Origin of the sequence: Amycolatopsis sp. YIM 10, from assembly GCF_009429145.1 — a bacterium.
Taxonomy (GTDB): domain Bacteria; phylum Actinomycetota; class Actinomycetes; order Mycobacteriales; family Pseudonocardiaceae; genus Amycolatopsis.
This window is the reverse complement of the sequence record NZ_CP045480.1, coordinates 9,113,971-9,129,554: the sequence shown is the minus strand read 5'-3', so window position 1 is coordinate 9,129,554 and position 15,584 is coordinate 9,113,971. Positions and strand designations below refer to the sequence as shown.

19 protein-coding genes are annotated in these 15,584 nt (G+C 71.5%); 12 read left to right on the top strand and 7 right to left on the bottom strand.

Annotation, left to right across the window (positions count from 1 at the left end; all coding sequences use genetic code 11):
- Positions 1-37 precede the first annotated feature (37 nt).
- From YIM_RS42285 to YIM_RS42265, 5 genes are read left to right on the top strand one after another with little or no spacing between them, the layout of a single operon-like run.
- Positions 38-376 carry a helix-turn-helix transcriptional regulator gene (locus YIM_RS42285; protein ID WP_153035702.1) on the top strand — a complete coding sequence of 113 codons (339 nt, stop codon included), beginning with the start codon at positions 38-40 and terminating at the stop codon, positions 374-376.
- Positions 358-1,041: a permease prefix domain 1-containing protein gene (locus YIM_RS42280; RefSeq protein WP_153035701.1), complete on the top strand. Its 684-nt coding sequence runs from the start codon at positions 358-360 to the stop codon at positions 1,039-1,041. The genes YIM_RS42285 and YIM_RS42280 overlap by 19 nt, the downstream gene beginning before the upstream one ends.
- Positions 1,038-1,355 (top strand): DivIVA domain-containing protein, encoded by a 318-nt coding sequence (locus YIM_RS42275; protein ID WP_153035700.1) that lies wholly within the window; start codon positions 1,038-1,040, stop codon positions 1,353-1,355. The genes YIM_RS42280 and YIM_RS42275 overlap by 4 nt, the downstream gene beginning before the upstream one ends.
- On the top strand, positions 1,355-1,804 hold the full coding sequence (locus YIM_RS42270) for an SRPBCC family protein (RefSeq protein ID WP_153035699.1): 450 nt from the start codon (positions 1,355-1,357) through the stop codon (positions 1,802-1,804). The genes YIM_RS42275 and YIM_RS42270 overlap by 1 nt, the downstream gene beginning before the upstream one ends.
- A gap of 3 nt (positions 1,805-1,807) precedes the next feature.
- Entirely contained in the window at positions 1,808-2,371 is a 564-nt protein-coding gene (locus YIM_RS42265) for a DNA-3-methyladenine glycosylase I (RefSeq protein WP_153035698.1), read from the top strand.
- Between the two features lie 49 nt (positions 2,372-2,420).
- Here the strand turns inward: YIM_RS42265 and YIM_RS42260 are convergent, their stop codons facing one another.
- A complete protein-coding gene (locus YIM_RS42260; RefSeq protein ID WP_153035697.1) occupies positions 2,421-3,224 on the bottom strand; it encodes an enoyl-CoA hydratase-related protein in 804 nt (267 codons plus the stop codon).
- Positions 3,225-3,416: 192 nt separating this feature from the next.
- On the opposite strand from YIM_RS42260, the gene YIM_RS42255 reads away from it, so the two are divergent.
- Complete coding sequence (locus YIM_RS42255; protein ID WP_113698116.1) at positions 3,417-3,584, top strand: DUF3117 domain-containing protein; 168 nt, start codon at positions 3,417-3,419, stop codon at positions 3,582-3,584.
- Positions 3,585-3,669: 85 nt separating this feature from the next.
- Positions 3,670-5,124: a M17 family metallopeptidase gene (locus YIM_RS42250; protein ID WP_153035696.1), complete on the top strand. Its 1,455-nt coding sequence runs from the start codon at positions 3,670-3,672 to the stop codon at positions 5,122-5,124.
- Here the strand turns inward: YIM_RS42250 and YIM_RS42245 are convergent.
- Entirely contained in the window at positions 5,115-6,020 is a 906-nt protein-coding gene (locus tag YIM_RS42245) for a LysR family transcriptional regulator (protein WP_153035695.1), read from the bottom strand. The genes YIM_RS42250 and YIM_RS42245 overlap by 10 nt on opposite strands.
- A 116-nt stretch (positions 6,021-6,136) precedes the next feature.
- On the opposite strand from YIM_RS42245, the gene YIM_RS42240 reads away from it, so the two are divergent.
- Positions 6,137-7,270, top strand: coding sequence for an MFS transporter (locus YIM_RS42240; protein WP_153037600.1), 1,134 nt, complete (start codon positions 6,137-6,139; stop codon positions 7,268-7,270).
- Positions 7,271-7,397: 127 nt separating this feature from the next.
- On the opposite strand, the gene YIM_RS42235 is transcribed toward YIM_RS42240, so the two are convergent.
- Positions 7,398-8,024: an O-methyltransferase gene (locus YIM_RS42235; protein ID WP_153035694.1), complete on the bottom strand. Its 627-nt coding sequence runs from the start codon at positions 8,022-8,024 to the stop codon at positions 7,398-7,400.
- A 232-nt stretch (positions 8,025-8,256) separates the two neighbouring features.
- Between YIM_RS42235 and sigE the strand changes: the two genes are divergently transcribed.
- The 4 genes from sigE to tatB all read left to right on the top strand — a co-directional run bounded on the left by sigE (position 8,257) and on the right by tatB (position 11,640).
- Complete coding sequence (gene sigE, locus YIM_RS42230; RefSeq protein WP_153035693.1) at positions 8,257-8,877, top strand: RNA polymerase sigma factor SigE; 621 nt, start codon at positions 8,257-8,259, stop codon at positions 8,875-8,877.
- The gene (locus YIM_RS42225) at positions 8,874-9,518 is read left to right on the top strand and encodes an anti-sigma factor (RefSeq protein WP_153035692.1); all 645 of its coding nucleotides are present in this window, start codon (positions 8,874-8,876) and stop codon (positions 9,516-9,518) included. Before sigE ends, YIM_RS42225 begins: the two co-directional genes overlap by 4 nt.
- Before the next feature lie 98 nt (positions 9,519-9,616).
- Positions 9,617-11,158: a S1C family serine protease gene (locus YIM_RS42220; protein ID WP_153035691.1), complete on the top strand. Its 1,542-nt coding sequence runs from the start codon at positions 9,617-9,619 to the stop codon at positions 11,156-11,158.
- A gap of 68 nt (positions 11,159-11,226) precedes the next feature.
- On the top strand, positions 11,227-11,640 hold the full coding sequence (gene tatB / locus YIM_RS42215; RefSeq protein ID WP_153035690.1) for a Sec-independent protein translocase protein TatB: 414 nt from the start codon (positions 11,227-11,229) through the stop codon (positions 11,638-11,640).
- A gap of 64 nt (positions 11,641-11,704) precedes the next feature.
- Here tatB and YIM_RS42210 read toward each other — a convergent pair whose 3' ends face one another.
- Genes YIM_RS42210 through YIM_RS42195 form a run of 4 tightly spaced genes read right to left on the bottom strand, consistent with a single transcriptional unit; the run spans position 11,705 to position 15,572 of the window.
- Positions 11,705-12,850, bottom strand: coding sequence for an Mrp/NBP35 family ATP-binding protein (locus tag YIM_RS42210; protein ID WP_153035689.1), 1,146 nt, complete (start codon positions 12,848-12,850; stop codon positions 11,705-11,707).
- A gap of 9 nt (positions 12,851-12,859) precedes the next feature.
- Positions 12,860-13,369, bottom strand: coding sequence for a DUF1003 domain-containing protein (locus tag YIM_RS42205; RefSeq protein ID WP_153035688.1), 510 nt, complete (start codon positions 13,367-13,369; stop codon positions 12,860-12,862).
- The gene (locus tag YIM_RS42200; protein ID WP_153035687.1) at positions 13,362-14,660 is read right to left on the bottom strand and encodes a magnesium transporter MgtE N-terminal domain-containing protein; all 1,299 of its coding nucleotides are present in this window, start codon (positions 14,658-14,660) and stop codon (positions 13,362-13,364) included. The genes YIM_RS42205 and YIM_RS42200 overlap by 8 nt, the downstream gene beginning before the upstream one ends.
- 9 nt (positions 14,661-14,669) lie before the next feature.
- Positions 14,670-15,572, bottom strand: coding sequence for an aminoglycoside phosphotransferase family protein (locus YIM_RS42195; protein ID WP_228004359.1), 903 nt, complete (start codon positions 15,570-15,572; stop codon positions 14,670-14,672).
- Between the last annotated feature and the right edge of the window lie 12 nt (positions 15,573-15,584).

Below are 15,584 nucleotides of genomic sequence, written 5' to 3'. Positions count from 1 at the left end.
TACCTCCCGGATGCCGGTATCAGTAGAGTGCCCACCTATGAAGGCGGACGCTTTGCGCGGACATCTGGACGCCCTGCTGCTGGCCGTGCTGGACGGCCGCAAGCTGCACGGCTACGCGATCATCGAGGCGCTGCAGGCCCGCAGCGGCGGCGCGCTCGACCTGCCGACCGGCACCGTGTACCCGGCACTGCGGCGGCTCGAACGCGCCGGGTTCCTCGCCAGCGAGTGGGACGTGGTGTCCGGGCGCAAGCGGCGCACCTACCGGCTGACCCGCGCCGGGCAGAAGGCGCTGGCGGCCGAGCGCGCGGAGTGGCAGCAGTTCACCACGGTGATCGGCGCGGTACTGGGAGGGCAGGCATGGCCGGCGCAGGCGTGATCGACCGCTACCTGGAGGACCTGGCGGGCTCGCTGTACGGCTCGCCCGCGCGCAAGTCCGACCTGCTCGCCGAGGCACGCGACAGCCTCGACGACGCCACCGAGCGCTACCTTTCGGCCGGGTTGCCGGAAGAGGAGGCGCAGCGGCGCGCGGTCACCGACTTCGGCGCGGTCGAGGAAGTCCGCGAGGACTACCAGTCCGAACTGGGGCTGGCGACGGGTGTGCAGGCGTTGCGCTCGCTCGCACTGGCGCTGCCGCTGATGCACGTGCTGTGGGAGCTGACCCGGATGACCACGTTCGGTTCCTGGAGCAACACCGGCGTGGTCATGCCCGAGTGGTACGGGCCACTGGCGCTCACGGCGGACTACACCGGGTACGCGGTGGCCGGGCTGGGGCTGGTCGCGTTGCTGGTGGCGCGGGTGCTGTGCCGGTACGCGCGCTCGGCCCGGGCGGGCCGGTGGATTTCGCTGGTCGCGGCCACCTCGGTGGGGGCGGACCTGCTGGTGCGGGTGGTGCTGGTCAGCGTGAGCGGGTTCATCGACACCAGCCTGCTGCTGATTTCCTGGCCGTGCGCGGTGATGGGCTTGCTGTCGATGATGATCAGCGCGCGACTCGTCGTGCTGGCGCGACGGTCGTGGCGGGCCTGTGTCACGATCGTGGCGTGACCACCGCGCTGATCTACCTAGTCGTCATGCTGCTGGTCGCGGCCGTGGTGTTCCTGCTGGCCGCGGTCGTCTTCGGCCGGGGTGAGGAGCTGGCCCCGCTGGCGCCGGGCGCGTCGCCGACCCGGTTGCCCGCCGAGGACCTGACCGGTGAGGACCTGCGGGCCGTGCGCTTCCAGCTGGTGCTGCGCGGGTACAAGATGTCCGAAGTGGACTGGGTGTTGCGCCGGGCGGGCAACGAGCTGGACGAACTGCGGGCCAGGGTGGCGCGGCTGGAGGCGGAGCTGGACGGTCGCCGCCGCGAGGACGCGGTCTGATGCCGGAGCTGGTGCTGTCGGTGCGGGTGGCCGCATCCGCCGGGACGACCTGGCTGGCGCTGACCGACTGGGCGCGGCAGGGCGAGTGGATGCTCGGGACCCGCGTCGAGGTGACCGAGGGCAACGGGCGCAGCGTGGGGTCGCGGCTGTCGGCGTTCACCGGGGTCGCCGGGGTGGGGTTCACCGACACGATGGAGATCACCGGCTGGGAGCCGCCGGTGCGGTGCTCGGTGCGGCACACCGGGCGGCTGGTGCGGGGGACGGGTTCGTTCCACGTGCACGCGCAGGGGGCGGACCGGTCGACGCTGGTGTGGTCGGAGCAGTTGAAGTTGCCACTGGGGCCGCTGGGGCAGTTGGGCTGGCCGGTGGCGAAACCGGTGTTCGCGCTGGGGGTGCGGTATTCACTGGACCGCTTCGCGCGGTTCGCGGAATCCTATTCGGTGGGGTGATTCATGAGCTTGGTGGGCGCGGACGGGATTTCGCGGTGTTCCTGGGGGAATTCTTCGCCCGATTACGCGGAATACCACGACAAGGAATGGGGCTACCCCTTGCGTGGTGAACAGGCCCTTTTCGAACGGTTGTCGCTGGAGGCATTCCAGTCGGGTTTGTCCTGGATCGTCATCCTGCGCAAACGCCCCGCTTTCCGCGCGGCTTTCTCTTCTTTTGATCCGGCGGCAGTCGCCGCCTTCGACGATGACGACATCTCCCGTTTGCTGGCGGACACCGGCATCGTCCGGAACCGGGCGAAGATCGAAGCCACCATTCGCAACGCTCGCGCCGTCGCCGACCTGGACCAGCCCCTGGGCGAGTTGCTGTGGTCCTTCGCGCCTTCGTCGTCGCCACGCCCCGCCACCATGGACGACGTCCCCGCCATCACCCCGGAATCGCGGGCCATGGCAAAAACCCTGAAAAAACTCGGCTTCGCCTTCGTGGGTCCAACGACCTGCTACGCCCTCATGCAAGCCACCGGCATGGTCGACGACCACGTGGCCGGCTGCTTCCGAGCTTCCGCCTGACGAATGTGGCCTTCGAGGCGCTCGAAAGCCACATTCGTCAGTGTGGAAGTTACTTTCCCTGGAAGGTGGGACGTCGTTTGTTGACGAAGGCGTCCACGGCTTCCGCGTGGTCCGCCGTCCCGCCCAGCGCCGCCTGCGCCGATTCTTCCGCGGCCAGCGCCTCGCTCAGGGTGCTTTCGGCGGCGACCGAGAGCACCTCCTTGATTTTCGCGTAGGCGACCGTCGGGCCGGCGGCGAGCTTGGCGGCGATGGCACCGGCGCGCGCCGCCAGTTCGTCGTCCGGGACGACCTCGCTCACCAGGCCAAGCGAAAGCGCCTCGTCGGAGGAGACCTTCCGGGCCAGCAACATCAGTTCCGTCGCCCGGCCGAGGCCGATGAGGCGCTGCAGGGTCCACGACGCGCCCGAGTCGGGGCCCAGCCCGACGTTCGCGAAGGCCATCAGGAAGTTCGCCGACGAAGCCGCCACGCGGATGTCGCTGGCGTAGGCGAAGGCGGCGCCGGCACCGGCCGCGGCTCCGTTGACCGCGGCGATCACCGGCTTCGGCATGCCGGTGATCAGCTCGACGATCGGGTTGTAGTGCTCGGCCACCGTGTGCAACGGCGCCGGGTCGTTCGCCTGCAGCAGGCCGACGTGCTCCTTGAGGTCCTGCCCGGCGCAGAACGCCTTCCCCGACCCGGTCAGCACCACCGCGCGCACCCCGTCGTCCGCCGCCGCGTCGCGGAGCGCGGCCAGCAGGCGCTCCTTCAGTTCGACGGTGAGGGAGTTGTACGCCTGCGGGCGGTTCAGCGTGAGCGTGCGGACACCCGGCGTGTCCGTGCTGTCGCTCACCAGAAGAACGTCCTCTGTGGTCACTGCTGCTCCTGTCGTTCCTCGGGGTTCGATTGGCGAGTCTGACACCCCGGCGAGCCGCATACCAGCACCGATGATGTGTGAAAAGATCGGTCCGCGCGCGCGGCCGCTCGCTGATGAGGGAGAATGGTTACTACCCGGTTGGCTTTGGCGAGCGCGACCCGGGCGCGCCGGTTGATACGGAGGGAGCACGCTATGGCGGCCATGAAGCCCCGGACCGGAGATGGTCCCCTCGAAGTGACTAAGGAGGGGCGGGGCCTCGTGATGCGCGTACCGGTCGAGGGCGGTGGGCGTCTCGTCGTCGAGCTCTCGGCCGAGGAAGCGAAGGATCTCGGGGCCGCGCTCCAGGAAGCCACCGGCTGAACCAGCTTCGGTCGGACACCCCGGTCCCCGTCACGGAGACCGGGGTTAACTCTTGCCCGGATTCCGCCTGCATTGGAGGTCGCTGATGGCGCGCGTTCCGTTACCGTCCGTACCCGGTCGGCTGCTCGAAGTCGAGGTGCTGGACGAGTCCCGTCGCGGCGCGCTGGAGGCGGTACTCGTGCCGCAGCCGGACGGCGACACCGAGCTGGAGCCGATCGCCGGGGTCCGGCCGTCGGCCAAGGCCGGCGAGGTCAAGCTGGTGCCCGGCGACTCGAAGGTGCGCTGGCTGGTCGGCGTCGGCAAGGGCGAGGCGGAGCACTACCGCACCGCCGGTGCCGCGCTGGCCAGGGCCGTCGACGCCTACTTCGAGCACGATCCGGTGAAGTCGGTGCAGGTCGCGCTGGACGAGGACGCCACCACCGAGACCGCGTACGAGCTGGCGATGGGCGCGATGCTCGGCGGCTACCGGTACAAGGTCACCGGTGAGGAGCCGAAGCCCCGGCTCAAGACGCTGCGCCTCGTCCCGCGGTTCGAGCGCGCCGTGCCCGCGTTCGCCGAAGCGGTCGGCCGCGCGCGCGAACTCGCCGCGGCCGCGGCACTCGCGCGGGACCTGGCGAACACCCCGTCCAACGTGAAGGACCCGGCGTGGCTGGCCGGCACCACCGAGCGGCTGACCACCGGCCTGGCCAACCTGACCGCCACCATTCGCGACGAGCGGTGGCTGGCCGAGCAGGGCTTCGGCGGAGTGCTCGCGGTCGGCGGCGGCTCGGCGAGCCCGCCGCGGCTGATCGAACTGGACTACAAGCCGCGCGGCGCGGTCCGGCACCTGCTCTACGTCGGCAAGGGCATCACCTTCGACACCGGCGGCCTGTCCATCAAGCCGGCCGACGGCATGCACCTGATGCGCACCGACATGGCCGGTGGCGGTGCGGTGATCGCCGCGGTGCGCGCCATCGCCGCGCTCGGGCTCAAGGTGCGGGTGACCGCGCTGGTCCCGGCGGCGGAGAACCACGTGTCCGGCTCGTCCTACCGCCCCGGCGACATCGTGCGGCACTACGGCGGCAAGACCACCGAGGTCGGCAACACCGACGCCGAGGGCCGCATGGTCCTCGCCGACGCGCTCGCCTACGGCATCAAGCGGTTCAAGCCGGACGCGGTGGTCGACGTGGCCACGCTGACCGGCGCCATGAAGGTCGCGCTCGGCCTGCGCACCGGCGGCCTGTTCGCCAGCGACGACGACCTCGCCGCGCGGATCACCGCCGCCGGTGAAGCGGCGGGCGAGGCCTGGTGGCGGATGCCGCTGCTGGAGGCGCACGCGGACGCGGTCAAGGGCGAACTCGGCGACGTCAAGCAGATGCCGGTCGGGCCAGGCGGCATCACCGCGGCGTTGTTCCTGCGCGAGTTCACCGGCGGCGCGCCGTGGGCGCACCTCGACATCGCGGGCCCGGCCAGGGCCGACCGGACCTACGCCGACGTGGTGCCCGGCGGCACCGGCTTCGCCGCCCGCACGCTCGTCGAACTGGCTGCCGCCTACACGTGATCCAGCACGTGCGCGCGGAAGGCGCGCACGGCGGGGGTGAGGTCGGTCCCGGCCGACCAGACCAGCCCGATCGTCCGGGTGACCGGTGGTTCGAGCGGGACCTCGGCGACGCCCGCCGGTGGTCCCGGCTCGAACCGGGGGAGCAGCGCCACGCCCATCCCGGCGGCGACCAGGCCGCGCACGGTGTCCGATTCCTGACCTTCGAAGGCAATCGATGGGGTGAATCCGGCGGCGGCGCACAGTTCGTCGGTGATCTGGCGGAGGCCGTAGCCCGGTTCGAGGGTGACGAATGCCTCGTCGGCCAGTTCGCCGGCGTGGACGCGCTCGCGGGTGGCGAGTGGATGCGCGGTGGGCACGCTCAGCCGGAGTTCCTCGTGGGTGAGCGTGACCGATTCGTACGCCGGGTCAGCGGGGAGCGGGGCGACCAGCGCGAGGTCCAGCTCGCCGGTGCGGAGGCGGTCGAGCACGTCCTGGCGTGACCCCTGCACGAGGCTGAACCGCACGTTCGGGTGAGCGCGCCGGAAGCCGGCCAGCAGCGACGGAACCAGCGAACGGCCGAGCAGGTGCAGGAAGCCGAGCACCACGTGCCCGCGGTCCGGGTGAACCTCTTCGCGCGCCAAGCGAACACCGCTCTCCAACAGGAGCAGCGCTCTCTCAGCGGTGTCGGCCAGCAGCTGGCCGGCCCGCGTGAGCCGGATGCCCCGGCCGTCGGGTGCGGTCAGCGAGGCACCGAGGCGACGGCCGAGCGCGGCGAGGCGGCGGCTGGCCGTCGGCTGCGGCAGCCCGACCAGTTCCGCCGCCCGGGTGATGTTGCCGGTCACCCGGACCGCCGCGAGCAGGGCCAGATCGGGAGCCAGCTCCTGGACAAAGCGCTGGTCGGTGGATTCATTCAGCACGGTATCGATTGTCGCCGACAGACGTATTGGACGTATTGATTAGCTCGGCTTAGCTTCGATGGGTGACCACCACCGCCCCCGCGCCCGCGACCGCACCCACCGCGCCGACGCGGCGGGTGACGGTGGCCGTCGCGGCGGCGGGCATCTCCTCGTTCGCGCTGCTCTACGCGCCCCAGCCGGTGCTGCCGCAGCTGGCCGAGCGGTTCCACCTCGATCCCGGCGGTGCGTCGCTCGCGGTCAGCGTGGCGACCGGTGCGCTGGCGATCTCGGTGCTGCCCATCGCGACGCTGTCCGAGGTGATCGGCAGGCGCCGGGTGATCCTGGCTTCGGTGATCTCGTCGGTGCTGCTCGGCCTGGCACTGCCGTTCGCCCCGGACTTCGCCTCGTTGCTGGTGTTGCGCGCGCTGCAGGGGATCGCGATCGCGGGCTTCGCCGGGGTCGCCGCCGCCTATCTCGCCGAACGGCTCGGCAAGGCCGGGGTGGCCGCGGCGGTGGGCGCGATGATCGCCGGGAACACCGTCGGCGGCATGCTCGGGCGGCTGTCGAGCGGGTTCGCCGCCGACTGGCTCGGCTGGCCGGGCGCGCTCGGGCTGACCGCCGGATTGGCGCTGGTCTGCGCGCTGCTGACGATCTTCACGCTGCCGAAGTCGGAGGCGCGCCGCGGCGAGTTCAAGCCGCTCAGCGGGTTCCGCGCGGCGCTGTCGAGCCGGGTGTTGCTGGCGCAGTACGCGGTGGCGCTGCTCGCGATGGGCTCGTTCGTCGCGCTGTACAACGCGGCGGGGTTCCGGCTCACCGGCGAGCCGCTCGACCTGTCGCCCGCGATCGCGTCACTGGTGTTCCTCGCCTACGCGATGGGCACGTTCACCTCCGGCTACGCGGGACGGCTGGTCGCGCGGTTCGGCAGACTCCGCACGCTGTCCGGCGCGCTGGTGATCACCGCGCTGGGCGCGACGCTGACCATCGTCGACTCGCTGATCTGCGTCGCGGCCGGGTTCGTTGTGCTCACCGGTGGCTTCTTCGCCGCGCACGCGGTGGCCAACGGCTGGGCCGCGGCGGAGGCGCCGCCGGGTGCCCGCGGACAGGCGGGTGGGCTGTACACGCTGGCGTACTACCTGGGCAGCAGCATCGGCGGCACGGTCGGCGCCACCGTCTACGGACACGCGGGCTGGCCCTGGCTCATCGCCCTCGCGGCGGGTTGGCTGCTGCTGGCCCTGCTGATCTCGGTACTGGCAGCGCGCTCACGCCCCTGACCGTTCCCGCCTTTCGGCCCTCGAACGGCCACGGCTCACGCGGACAGAGCCCAGAGGGGTCGCAGGCCCCGAGCGATCACGGCCCTGGGCGGCCACGGGCCCGGAAGCGGTCACCGGGCCCGGGCGGTCACAGCATTGAAGCGACCAGCAACCCGCCGCCCACCGGGAGGACCGCGGGGATCAGGCGCTCGTTGTCCCGCACCGCTCGGGCCACGTCTCGCATGGCCAGGGTTTCCGGGTCCCGGCCGTTCCGGACGCCGGACAGCAGGTTGTGGAAGGCGATCACCCCGCCGGGGCGGAGCAGCTGCACGCCGTGGTCGAAGTAGTTCGGGTACTCCGCCCGCGCGGCGTCGACGAAGACCAGGTCGTAGCCGCCCGCGGTGAGCCTCGGGAGCACGTCCAGCGCCCGGCCCATGATCAACCGGGTGCGCCCCGGCGGCAGCCCGGCCTCGAGAAACGTCTTGCGGGCCGCGCGGTGGAACTCCGGTTCGATGTCGATCGAGGTGAGCACCCCGTCCTCGGCCATGCCGCGCAGCAGGTAGAGCCCGCTGACCCCGACCCCGGTCCCCACCTCCACCACCGCCCTGGCCTGGAGCGTCGCGGCGAGAAAGCTCAACGTGGCCCCGCAGGCCGCACCGACCGGGGCGCACCCCAGCTCGGCCGACCTGGCGCGCGACGCGACCAGGACCTCGTCGTCGGGCAGATAGCCCTCGACGAAGACGCCCAGGTCGTCCAGGTGTGTGTCGGAGTGCACGGAGTGAGGTTAGCGGGGTCTGTCGACATATCAGCGCAGGCCGCCGGGCAGGTCCGCGATAACCCGGGAGAACCCCGCGATAACCCGCTGAGAACCGGCGCCCGGCACTTCTCAGGCTCCTCTCAGCGCTGTCTCACTACAACCATAAGGAAGCCGGACAGACTTCGGTCAACGAACCGGGAACACCCTGCGCCGGGACAGCGTTAGGGGAAGTAGTTGGGAGATCAGCCTGATGGAGGTGCCTTCCCCCACGATGCAGAAGAGCACGCAGGTCGAGCCGGTGGCTGTCGACGAAGCCGCCTGGACGCCGCCGTCCTGGGACGAGGTCGTGCGCGAGCACGCCGACCGGGTCTACCGCCTGGCCTACCGCCTCACCGGTAACACCCACGACGCGGAGGACCTCACCCAGGAGACCTTCATCCGGGTGTTCCGCTCGCTCGCCAACTACAAGCCCGGCACCTTCGAGGGCTGGCTGCACCGCATCACCACGAACCTCTTCCTCGACATGGCCCGCCGCCGCTCCCGCGTGCGCATGGAGGGCCTGCCCGAGGACACCGACCGCATCGTGGGCGACGACCCGAGCCCCGAGCAGGTCTACTCGGACACCCATCTCGACCCCGACCTGCAGGCCGCGCTGGACGAACTCCCGCCGGAGTTCCGTGCCGCGGTCGTGCTGTGCGACGTCGAGGGCCTGTCTTACGAGGAGATCGGCGCGACGCTCGGGGTCAAGCTCGGCACCGTGCGCAGCCGGATCCACCGCGGCCGCCAGGCCCTGCGTGCCTCGCTGGAGCGCGCGCGGGCGATGAAGCGCGAGGCCATCCCGGTGCCGTCCCCCGTGGGGGCGCCGGCATGACCGAAGCGCGCGGTTGGGGACTGCCCGAGTCGCATCTGCTGCCCGACGCGGTGGTCGCGTTCGTCGACGGTGAGCTCTCCCTCGGCGCGCGGGACCGCGCGTCGAGCCACATCGCCCGCTGCCCTTCGTGCGCGGGTGAAGTGGCCGCGCAGCGCCAGGCCCGCGCGGAGGTCAAGCGCGCGGACGCTCCCGCCATGTCGGCGGGCTTCCTGGCCAGCCTCCGTGACATTCCCCAGCACACCGAGCTGAGCACCACACCGGACAACCTGGCGATCACCGAGGACGGCCAGCTGGTGGCCATCCAGCGCCCCGATCGAGTGGCCGGACTGCGGGACGGCGCCGCGCCACTCGGTTCGTCCGCACCGCTCGGCAACTCGCGCAACGTGCTCGGCGGCGGTCGTTTCGGCATGTCCGGACGCCGTGCCGCGCAGGGCGCCGGTGTTGTCGTGTCCGGGCTCGTGCTCAGCGCGCTCGCACTGGTGGTCACCGACGGCGGTGACGTCGCCGACCCGCAGCAGAACCCGCTGTCCGGCGTGATGCCCGCCCAGTTCGGCGCGAATCCGGCGCCAGTGCCCAGCTTCGCGCCACCCACCTCGTCTTCGGCGAGCACCACGCCCAGCGCGCCCGCCGCCGGGCGCTGAGCAGGGGCGAAACGCCCACTTCACCGGCCAGGCGGCAGAATTCCCGGCAAACGTCCGGCGTGGAATCGCGCCGACGCCGGTCACGCGTCGAGGAATGAATGAGCCAGCAGCCCAACCCGCAGCAGGACCCGTCCGGCGCGCCGCGGCGCGAGGACAGGCTCGCCCCACGGCCCCTGGACCGCCCGCCGGTGGATCCGGCGCAGGCATCGGTCTTCGGCCGCCCGCGTGGCGTCGACGGCGCCTTCGACCGGCTCTACGCCCCGGACGCGCGCGGCAACGGCAAGGCACAGCAGGTGACGCTCGCGCCGCCGCCCCCCGAATCACTGGCCGAGGCCTTCCGCCGCCCGCCGGACGCCGCCGGGGTGGTGCTCCAGCGCCCGGCCGACGACCAGGGCGCCGGTTCGCAAACCGAGACCGAGGCACCGCTGTGGTCCAAGCCCGCCGACCCGTGGCGTGACCCGAACGCCGGTGCGCTGCTCGGCGGCCCGGCCGTGGCGACCGAGGAAGAAGCCAAGGAAGACCCGGAGGAGCGCCCGCGTGGCGCGATGCTCAGCCTGCCCGAGGTGCTGTTCGGCCGACGCGTGAAGCCCACCGCGCTGGCCCTGCTCGGCGTGATCGCGCTGCTGATCGGCGCGGTCGGCGGACTGGCTGGCTGGTGGCTGTCCGATCGCGGAGACGCGCTGACCGGTGAGCTGAACATCGCCGAGGCCGAGGCGGGCAAGGAGCGCCCGCCGGGTTCGGTGGCCGAGGTCGCGCAGCGGGTGGCGCCCGCGGTGGTCTCGCTGGAGATCCGGATCGGCGAGGGCGGCGGCAGCGGCTCCGGCGTGGTGATCGATCCGCAGGGTTACATCCTCACCAACGACCACGTGGTCTCGATGGCGGTCAAGGACCAGTCCGCCAGGATCACCGCGGTGTTCATCAACGGCGCGCGGGCCGAGGCCAAGGTGGTCGGCACCGATCCGAAGACCGATCTCGCGGTGGTCAAGGTGAGCGTGCCGGACCCGGTGGTGGTGCAGGTCGGCAAGTCCGCCGATCTCGCCGTCGGCGACTCGGTGCTGGCCGTCGGCTCGCCGCTGGGCCTGGAGAACACGGTGACCAGCGGCATCGTCAGCGCGCTGAACCGGCCGATCGGCATGCCGGGCGAGAACGGCGGCCCGCCGTCGAACTACGGCGCGATCCAGACCGACGCCCCGATCAACCCGGGCAACTCCGGTGGCGCGCTGGTGGACTCGACCGGTGCGCTGGTCGGCATCAACACCTCGATCCTCGGTGGTGGTGAGGGCCAGGGCGGCAACATCGGCATCGGCTTCGCCATCCCGATCGACCAGGCGATCAAGATCAGCCGGTCGCTGATCGAGCAGGGCTCGGTCAAGCACGCCGATCTCGGGCTGAACGCGGCCTCGGTGGCGGCGAACACCTCCGAGGGCGCGCAGGTGCAGAACGTGGCGCCGGGTGGCCCCGCCGCCGCGGCCGGGATCGCCGAGGGCGACGTGATCACCAAGGTCGGTGACCGGATCGTGCGGACCGCGACCGAGCTGACCGTGGTGGTGCGCGAGCACAACATCGGCGACGTGGTGCCGGTGCAGTTGTCGCGGCAGGGCAGGCAGCTGGTGGTCGACGTCACGCTGGGCTCGGACTGACCCTGGGATCGTCACCGGATCGGGCGGTACGCTGAGCTTGGCGCAGTGCACAAGGCGGAGGTCACAGGGTGTTCGAGAGCGTTGGCTGGGGCGAAATCCTCGTCCTCATCGTGGCCGGGCTGTTCATTCTGGGCCCGGAGCGGCTGCCGGATGCGGCGGCCTGGGTCGGCAAGAGCATGCGCAAGGTGCGTGACTTCGCCAGTGGCGCGCGCCAGCAGCTCAAGGACGAGATGGGCCCCGAGTTCGAGGAGTACCGCAAGCCGCTGGAGGACCTGCGGCAACTGCGGAACTTCGACCCGAAGCGCGCGGTCACGCAGCACCTGTTCGACGGTGACGCGGACCCGCTGGGCCTGAACAACATCAACGGCAACGGCGGGAGCGTCGAAGCCGCCAAGCCGAACGGCCACCCGGCGGCCACTTCCCCCGCCGCCGAACCGCTGAAGCCGGGCGAAAAGCCCCCGGTCGACCCGGACGCCACCTGACCCAGCGACACGGATGTGGCCCGGAAGCCACATCCGTGTCCGAGGTCAGCTTCGTGTCCCGAGGTCAGCGTCCTGCCGGGGTGACGTTCAGCATCATGCCGGCCAGGCCACGCGCCCGGACCGACAGCTTTTCCGCCGCCGCGGCCAGCACCTTCGCGGCCGGTGCGTCCGGCTCCGCCAGCACGATCGGCGTACCGGCGTCACCCTGCTCGCGCAGGCGCGGGTCCAGCGGCACCTGGCCGAGCAGCGGCACCGTCGAGCCCACCGACTTCGAGAGCGAGTCGGCCACCGACTGACCGCCGCCGGAGCCGAAGATCTCCATGCGCGACCCGTCCGGCGTCTCCAGCCACGACATGTTCTCGATGACACCGGCCACCCGCTGCCGCGTCTGCAGCGCGATCGCCCCGGCGCGCTCGGCCACCTCGGCCGCCGCCTGCTGCGGGGTGGTGACCACCAGGATCTCCGCGTTCGGGATCAGCTGCGCCACCGAGATCGCGATGTCGCCGGTGCCCGGCGGCAGGTCCAGCAGCAGCACGTCCAGGTCACCCCAGAACACGTCGGCCAGGAACTGCTGGAGCGCGCGGTGCAGCATCGGCCCGCGCCACACCACCGGCGTGTTGCCCGGCGTGAACATGCCGATCGAGATGACCTTCACCCCGTGTGCCTGCGGCGGCATGATCATCGTGTCGACCTTGGTCGGCTTCTCCCCGGCGCCCAGCATGCGCGGCACCGAGTGGCCGTAGATGTCCGCGTCGACCACGCCGACCGAGAGCCCGCGCTTGGCCATCGCCACCGCGAGGTTCACCGTCACGCTCGACTTGCCGACCCCGCCCTTGCCGGACGCGACGCAGTACACCCTGGTCAGCGAGCCCGGCTGGGCGAACGGGATCACCGGTTCCTTGGCGTCCCCGCGCAGCGACTTGCGCAGTTCGGTGCGCTGCTCGTCGCTCATCACGTCCAGCTCGACGCGCACGCTCCGCACGCCGTCGAGCTTCTCCACCGCGGCGGTGGTGTCCTTGGTGATGGTGTCCTTGAGCGGGCAGCCGGCCACGGTCAGGTAGATCGCGACGACCACCACGCCGTCCTCGCCGACCGCGACGTCCTTGACCATGCCGAGTTCGGTGATCGGTTTTTTGATCTCCGGGTCGTAGACGGTCTTCAGCGCCTCGCGGACGTCGTCGGTGGTCGGGAGCTGTCCAGTGCTGGTCACCCTTCCATGTTACGTATCGGTAGTGCTGCTCCGAGCCCGGCTCTTCCGCGGCTTGGTGTCGAGGTCCTCACGCAGCTTGTCCAGCTCGCCGCGCAGGTAGTCGCGCGTGGCCACCTCACCGATCGCCAGCCGCAGCGCGGCCAGCTCCCTGGCCAGGAACTCGGTGTCCGCCTTGGTCTGCGCCGCGCGGGTCCGGTCCTCGTCCAGCGAGACGCGGTCGCGGTCGTCCTGGCGGTTCTGCGCCAGCAGGATCAGCGGTGCGGCGTACGCGGCCTGGGTGGAGAAGGCCAGGTTGAGCAGGATGAACGGGTACGGGTCCCAGCGCAGCGACACCGCGACCAGGTTCAGCGTGATCCAGACGATGACGGTCAGCGTCTGCCAGAACAGGTACTTGCCGGTGCCGAGGAAACGCGCGACGCGTTCGGTGACCCGGCCGAACGCGTCCGGGTCGAAGCGCAGCACGAGCCGGCGGCCGGCCCGAGGCTGGTCGAGCCGTCGTCGTGGATGCAGCTCAGGCACGTTCCCACTCCTTGGAATCCGCGGCGCGCACGTCGTGCAGGCCGGTTTCGCGCCAGCCCTCCGGCAGCAGGTGGTCGAGCACGTCGTCCACGGTGACCGCGCCGACCAGGTGGTCGCCGGCGTCCACCACCGGCCCGCAGGCCAGGTTGTACGCGGCGAAGTACCGGGTGACCTCGGTCAGCGTGGCGTCGGGCCGCAGCGCGGGCAGGTCGGTGTCCACCGCGCTGGCCACCAGCTCGGCCGGTGGTTCCCGCAGCAACCGCTGGAAGTGCACGCAGCCGACGTACCGGCCGGTGGGTGTGGCCTGCGGTGGGCGGCAGACAAAAACCATGGTGGCCAGCGCGGCGGGCAGCTCCCGGTTGCGGATGCGGGCCAGCGCCTCGGCGACGGTGGCGTCGGGCGTGAGCACCACCGGCTCCGGGGTCATCAGCCCGCCCGCGGTGTCCGACGAGTACGCCAGCAGCCGCCGGACCGGCTCGGACTCCTCCGGCTCCATCAGTTCCAGCAGCCTGCTCTGGTCCGCCGGGGTCAGCTCGGAGAGCAGGTCGGCGGCGTCGTCGGGGTTCATCGCTTCGAGAATGTCCGCGGCCCGTTCCTCGGCGAGGTAACCGAGCAGGTCCTTCTGGTCGTCCTCGGGCAGTTCCTCGATGACGTCGGCCAGCCGCTCGTCGTCCATCGCGTCGGCGACCTCGTGCCGCCGCTTGATCGGCAGGTCCCGCAGCGTGGCGGCGATGTCCACGGCACGCATGGTGTCGAACAGCATCAGCAGCTGCCCGGCGCCCTGCGGCTGCTCGGTCAGGTCGCCGAGGCTGAGCCCGGCGACCTCGGTCCACGGCAGTACCTGGAGGGAGGAACGGCGGCGGCCGAGCCCGAGCCGCGTACTCCGCTCGCGGACGGCCAGCTTCGTCAGCACCCAGTCGCGTGTGCGGGTCGGCTCCATCGCGGCGTCGGCGACGGTGACCCGGACGCCGGTGGCGGCCAGCGTGGCGTGCGCGTCGGCGAGCTGACCGAGCACCAGCACCTCGTTCGGGCGGCGGTGGAACTGACGCATGTTCACCGAACCGGTGGCCAGGCCGACCGCGTTCGGCTCGATCGAGGTGACCCGCAGCATCGGCACAAAAACCCGGCGCCGGGTGGCCAGCTCGACCACCAGGCCGAGCACCCGCGGCGCCTGCTGGTCCAGCCGGAGCCCGGCGACCAGGTCGCGTACCTTGCCGATGGATTCGCCATCCGGGCCGAATACCGGCAAACCGGCCAGTTGAGCAGCGAAAACGCGGTTCACGGCGGCCATGGCCGAAGACTATCCGAGGGCGAGCGCGTTCGCCGGGAGCCGCCGCGCCCAGTCGAGCAGCGGGTCCAGCGCGTCCAGCAGCCATCGGTCGTCCGCCGCGAGCGAGTAGAAAAACGCGTCGACCAACCGGAACAGCACCCACGACCTGGTCAGTTCCGGATCGAGCCCGGCGACCGAGACGATCGCGCGCAGGCGGTCCGCCACCGGCGTTTCGGTGCTCCGGTTCCAGAGCAGCGGGATCACGCCGAACTCGGGGTCACCGGCGAGCGGCTGCGGGTCGATCACCAGCCACGGCCGCCGCGTCCCGGCGAGCACGTTCTGGTAGTGCAGGTCCTGGTTCACCAGCAGCGAGGCGGCTTCCGGGCCGCGTTCGCGGGCGAAGCCGACCGCGGCGTCCACCAATCGCGACGGCAGCGGGTGGCCCAGCTCACGCGATTCGCGGGGCAGTTCCTCCACCCAGCGCTCGGCTTCGGTGCGCAGGTGCCGTGGCAACGCGGGCGCGGGCACGGTCAGCTCGGCGAGCAGCGCGGCGGCGGTCTCGACCGCCTGGCCGATCGGTTCGGTGCTCAGGTCGCGTACGCCGTCGAGCCGTTCGAGCAGCAGCGCGCCGGGTTCGTGCGCCAGCAGCAGCACCGCACCTTGACCGTTCCAAGTGGACAGTGCGACCGGTTCGCCGGCGGTGTCCGCGTCCTGCCAGGACAACTTCAGCACGGCCGGTGTGCCGTCGGCGCGCAGCACCGGCAGCACCACCGCGGCGTACCCGTGGCGGACCGGGCCGTCCGCGGTCAGTGACCAGCGGTCCAGCGACCGGCGCGCCAGCTCGGGCAGACCGGCCAGCCAGGCCAGTCCGGCCGCGCCCTCCCGCCGGGAAATACGCTCGTGGAACGGCTCGGGAACGTCGAATTCGGGCACCGGTACACCTTC

Coding starts and splice junctions, on each gene's coding strand:
- YIM_RS42285 (WP_153035702.1), top strand. CDS start 38: ATGAAGGCGGACGCTTTGCGCGGACATCTGGACGCCCTGCTGCTGGCC.
- YIM_RS42265 (WP_153035698.1), top strand. CDS start 1,808: ATGAGCTTGGTGGGCGCGGACGGGATTTCGCGGTGTTCCTGGGGGAAT.
- YIM_RS42255 (WP_113698116.1), top strand. CDS start 3,417: ATGGCGGCCATGAAGCCCCGGACCGGAGATGGTCCCCTCGAAGTGACT.
- YIM_RS42225 (WP_153035692.1), top strand. CDS start 8,874: ATGACCGAAGCGCGCGGTTGGGGACTGCCCGAGTCGCATCTGCTGCCC.
- YIM_RS42200 (WP_153035687.1), bottom strand. CDS start 14,660: ATGGCCGCCGTGAACCGCGTTTTCGCTGCTCAACTGGCCGGTTTGCCG.
- YIM_RS42280 (WP_153035701.1), top strand. CDS start 358: ATGGCCGGCGCAGGCGTGATCGACCGCTACCTGGAGGACCTGGCGGGC.
- YIM_RS42250 (WP_153035696.1), top strand. CDS start 3,670: ATGGCGCGCGTTCCGTTACCGTCCGTACCCGGTCGGCTGCTCGAAGTC.
- sigE (WP_153035693.1), top strand. CDS start 8,257: ATGGAGGTGCCTTCCCCCACGATGCAGAAGAGCACGCAGGTCGAGCCG.
- YIM_RS42220 (WP_153035691.1), top strand. CDS start 9,617: ATGAGCCAGCAGCCCAACCCGCAGCAGGACCCGTCCGGCGCGCCGCGG.
- YIM_RS42270 (WP_153035699.1), top strand. CDS start 1,355: ATGCCGGAGCTGGTGCTGTCGGTGCGGGTGGCCGCATCCGCCGGGACG.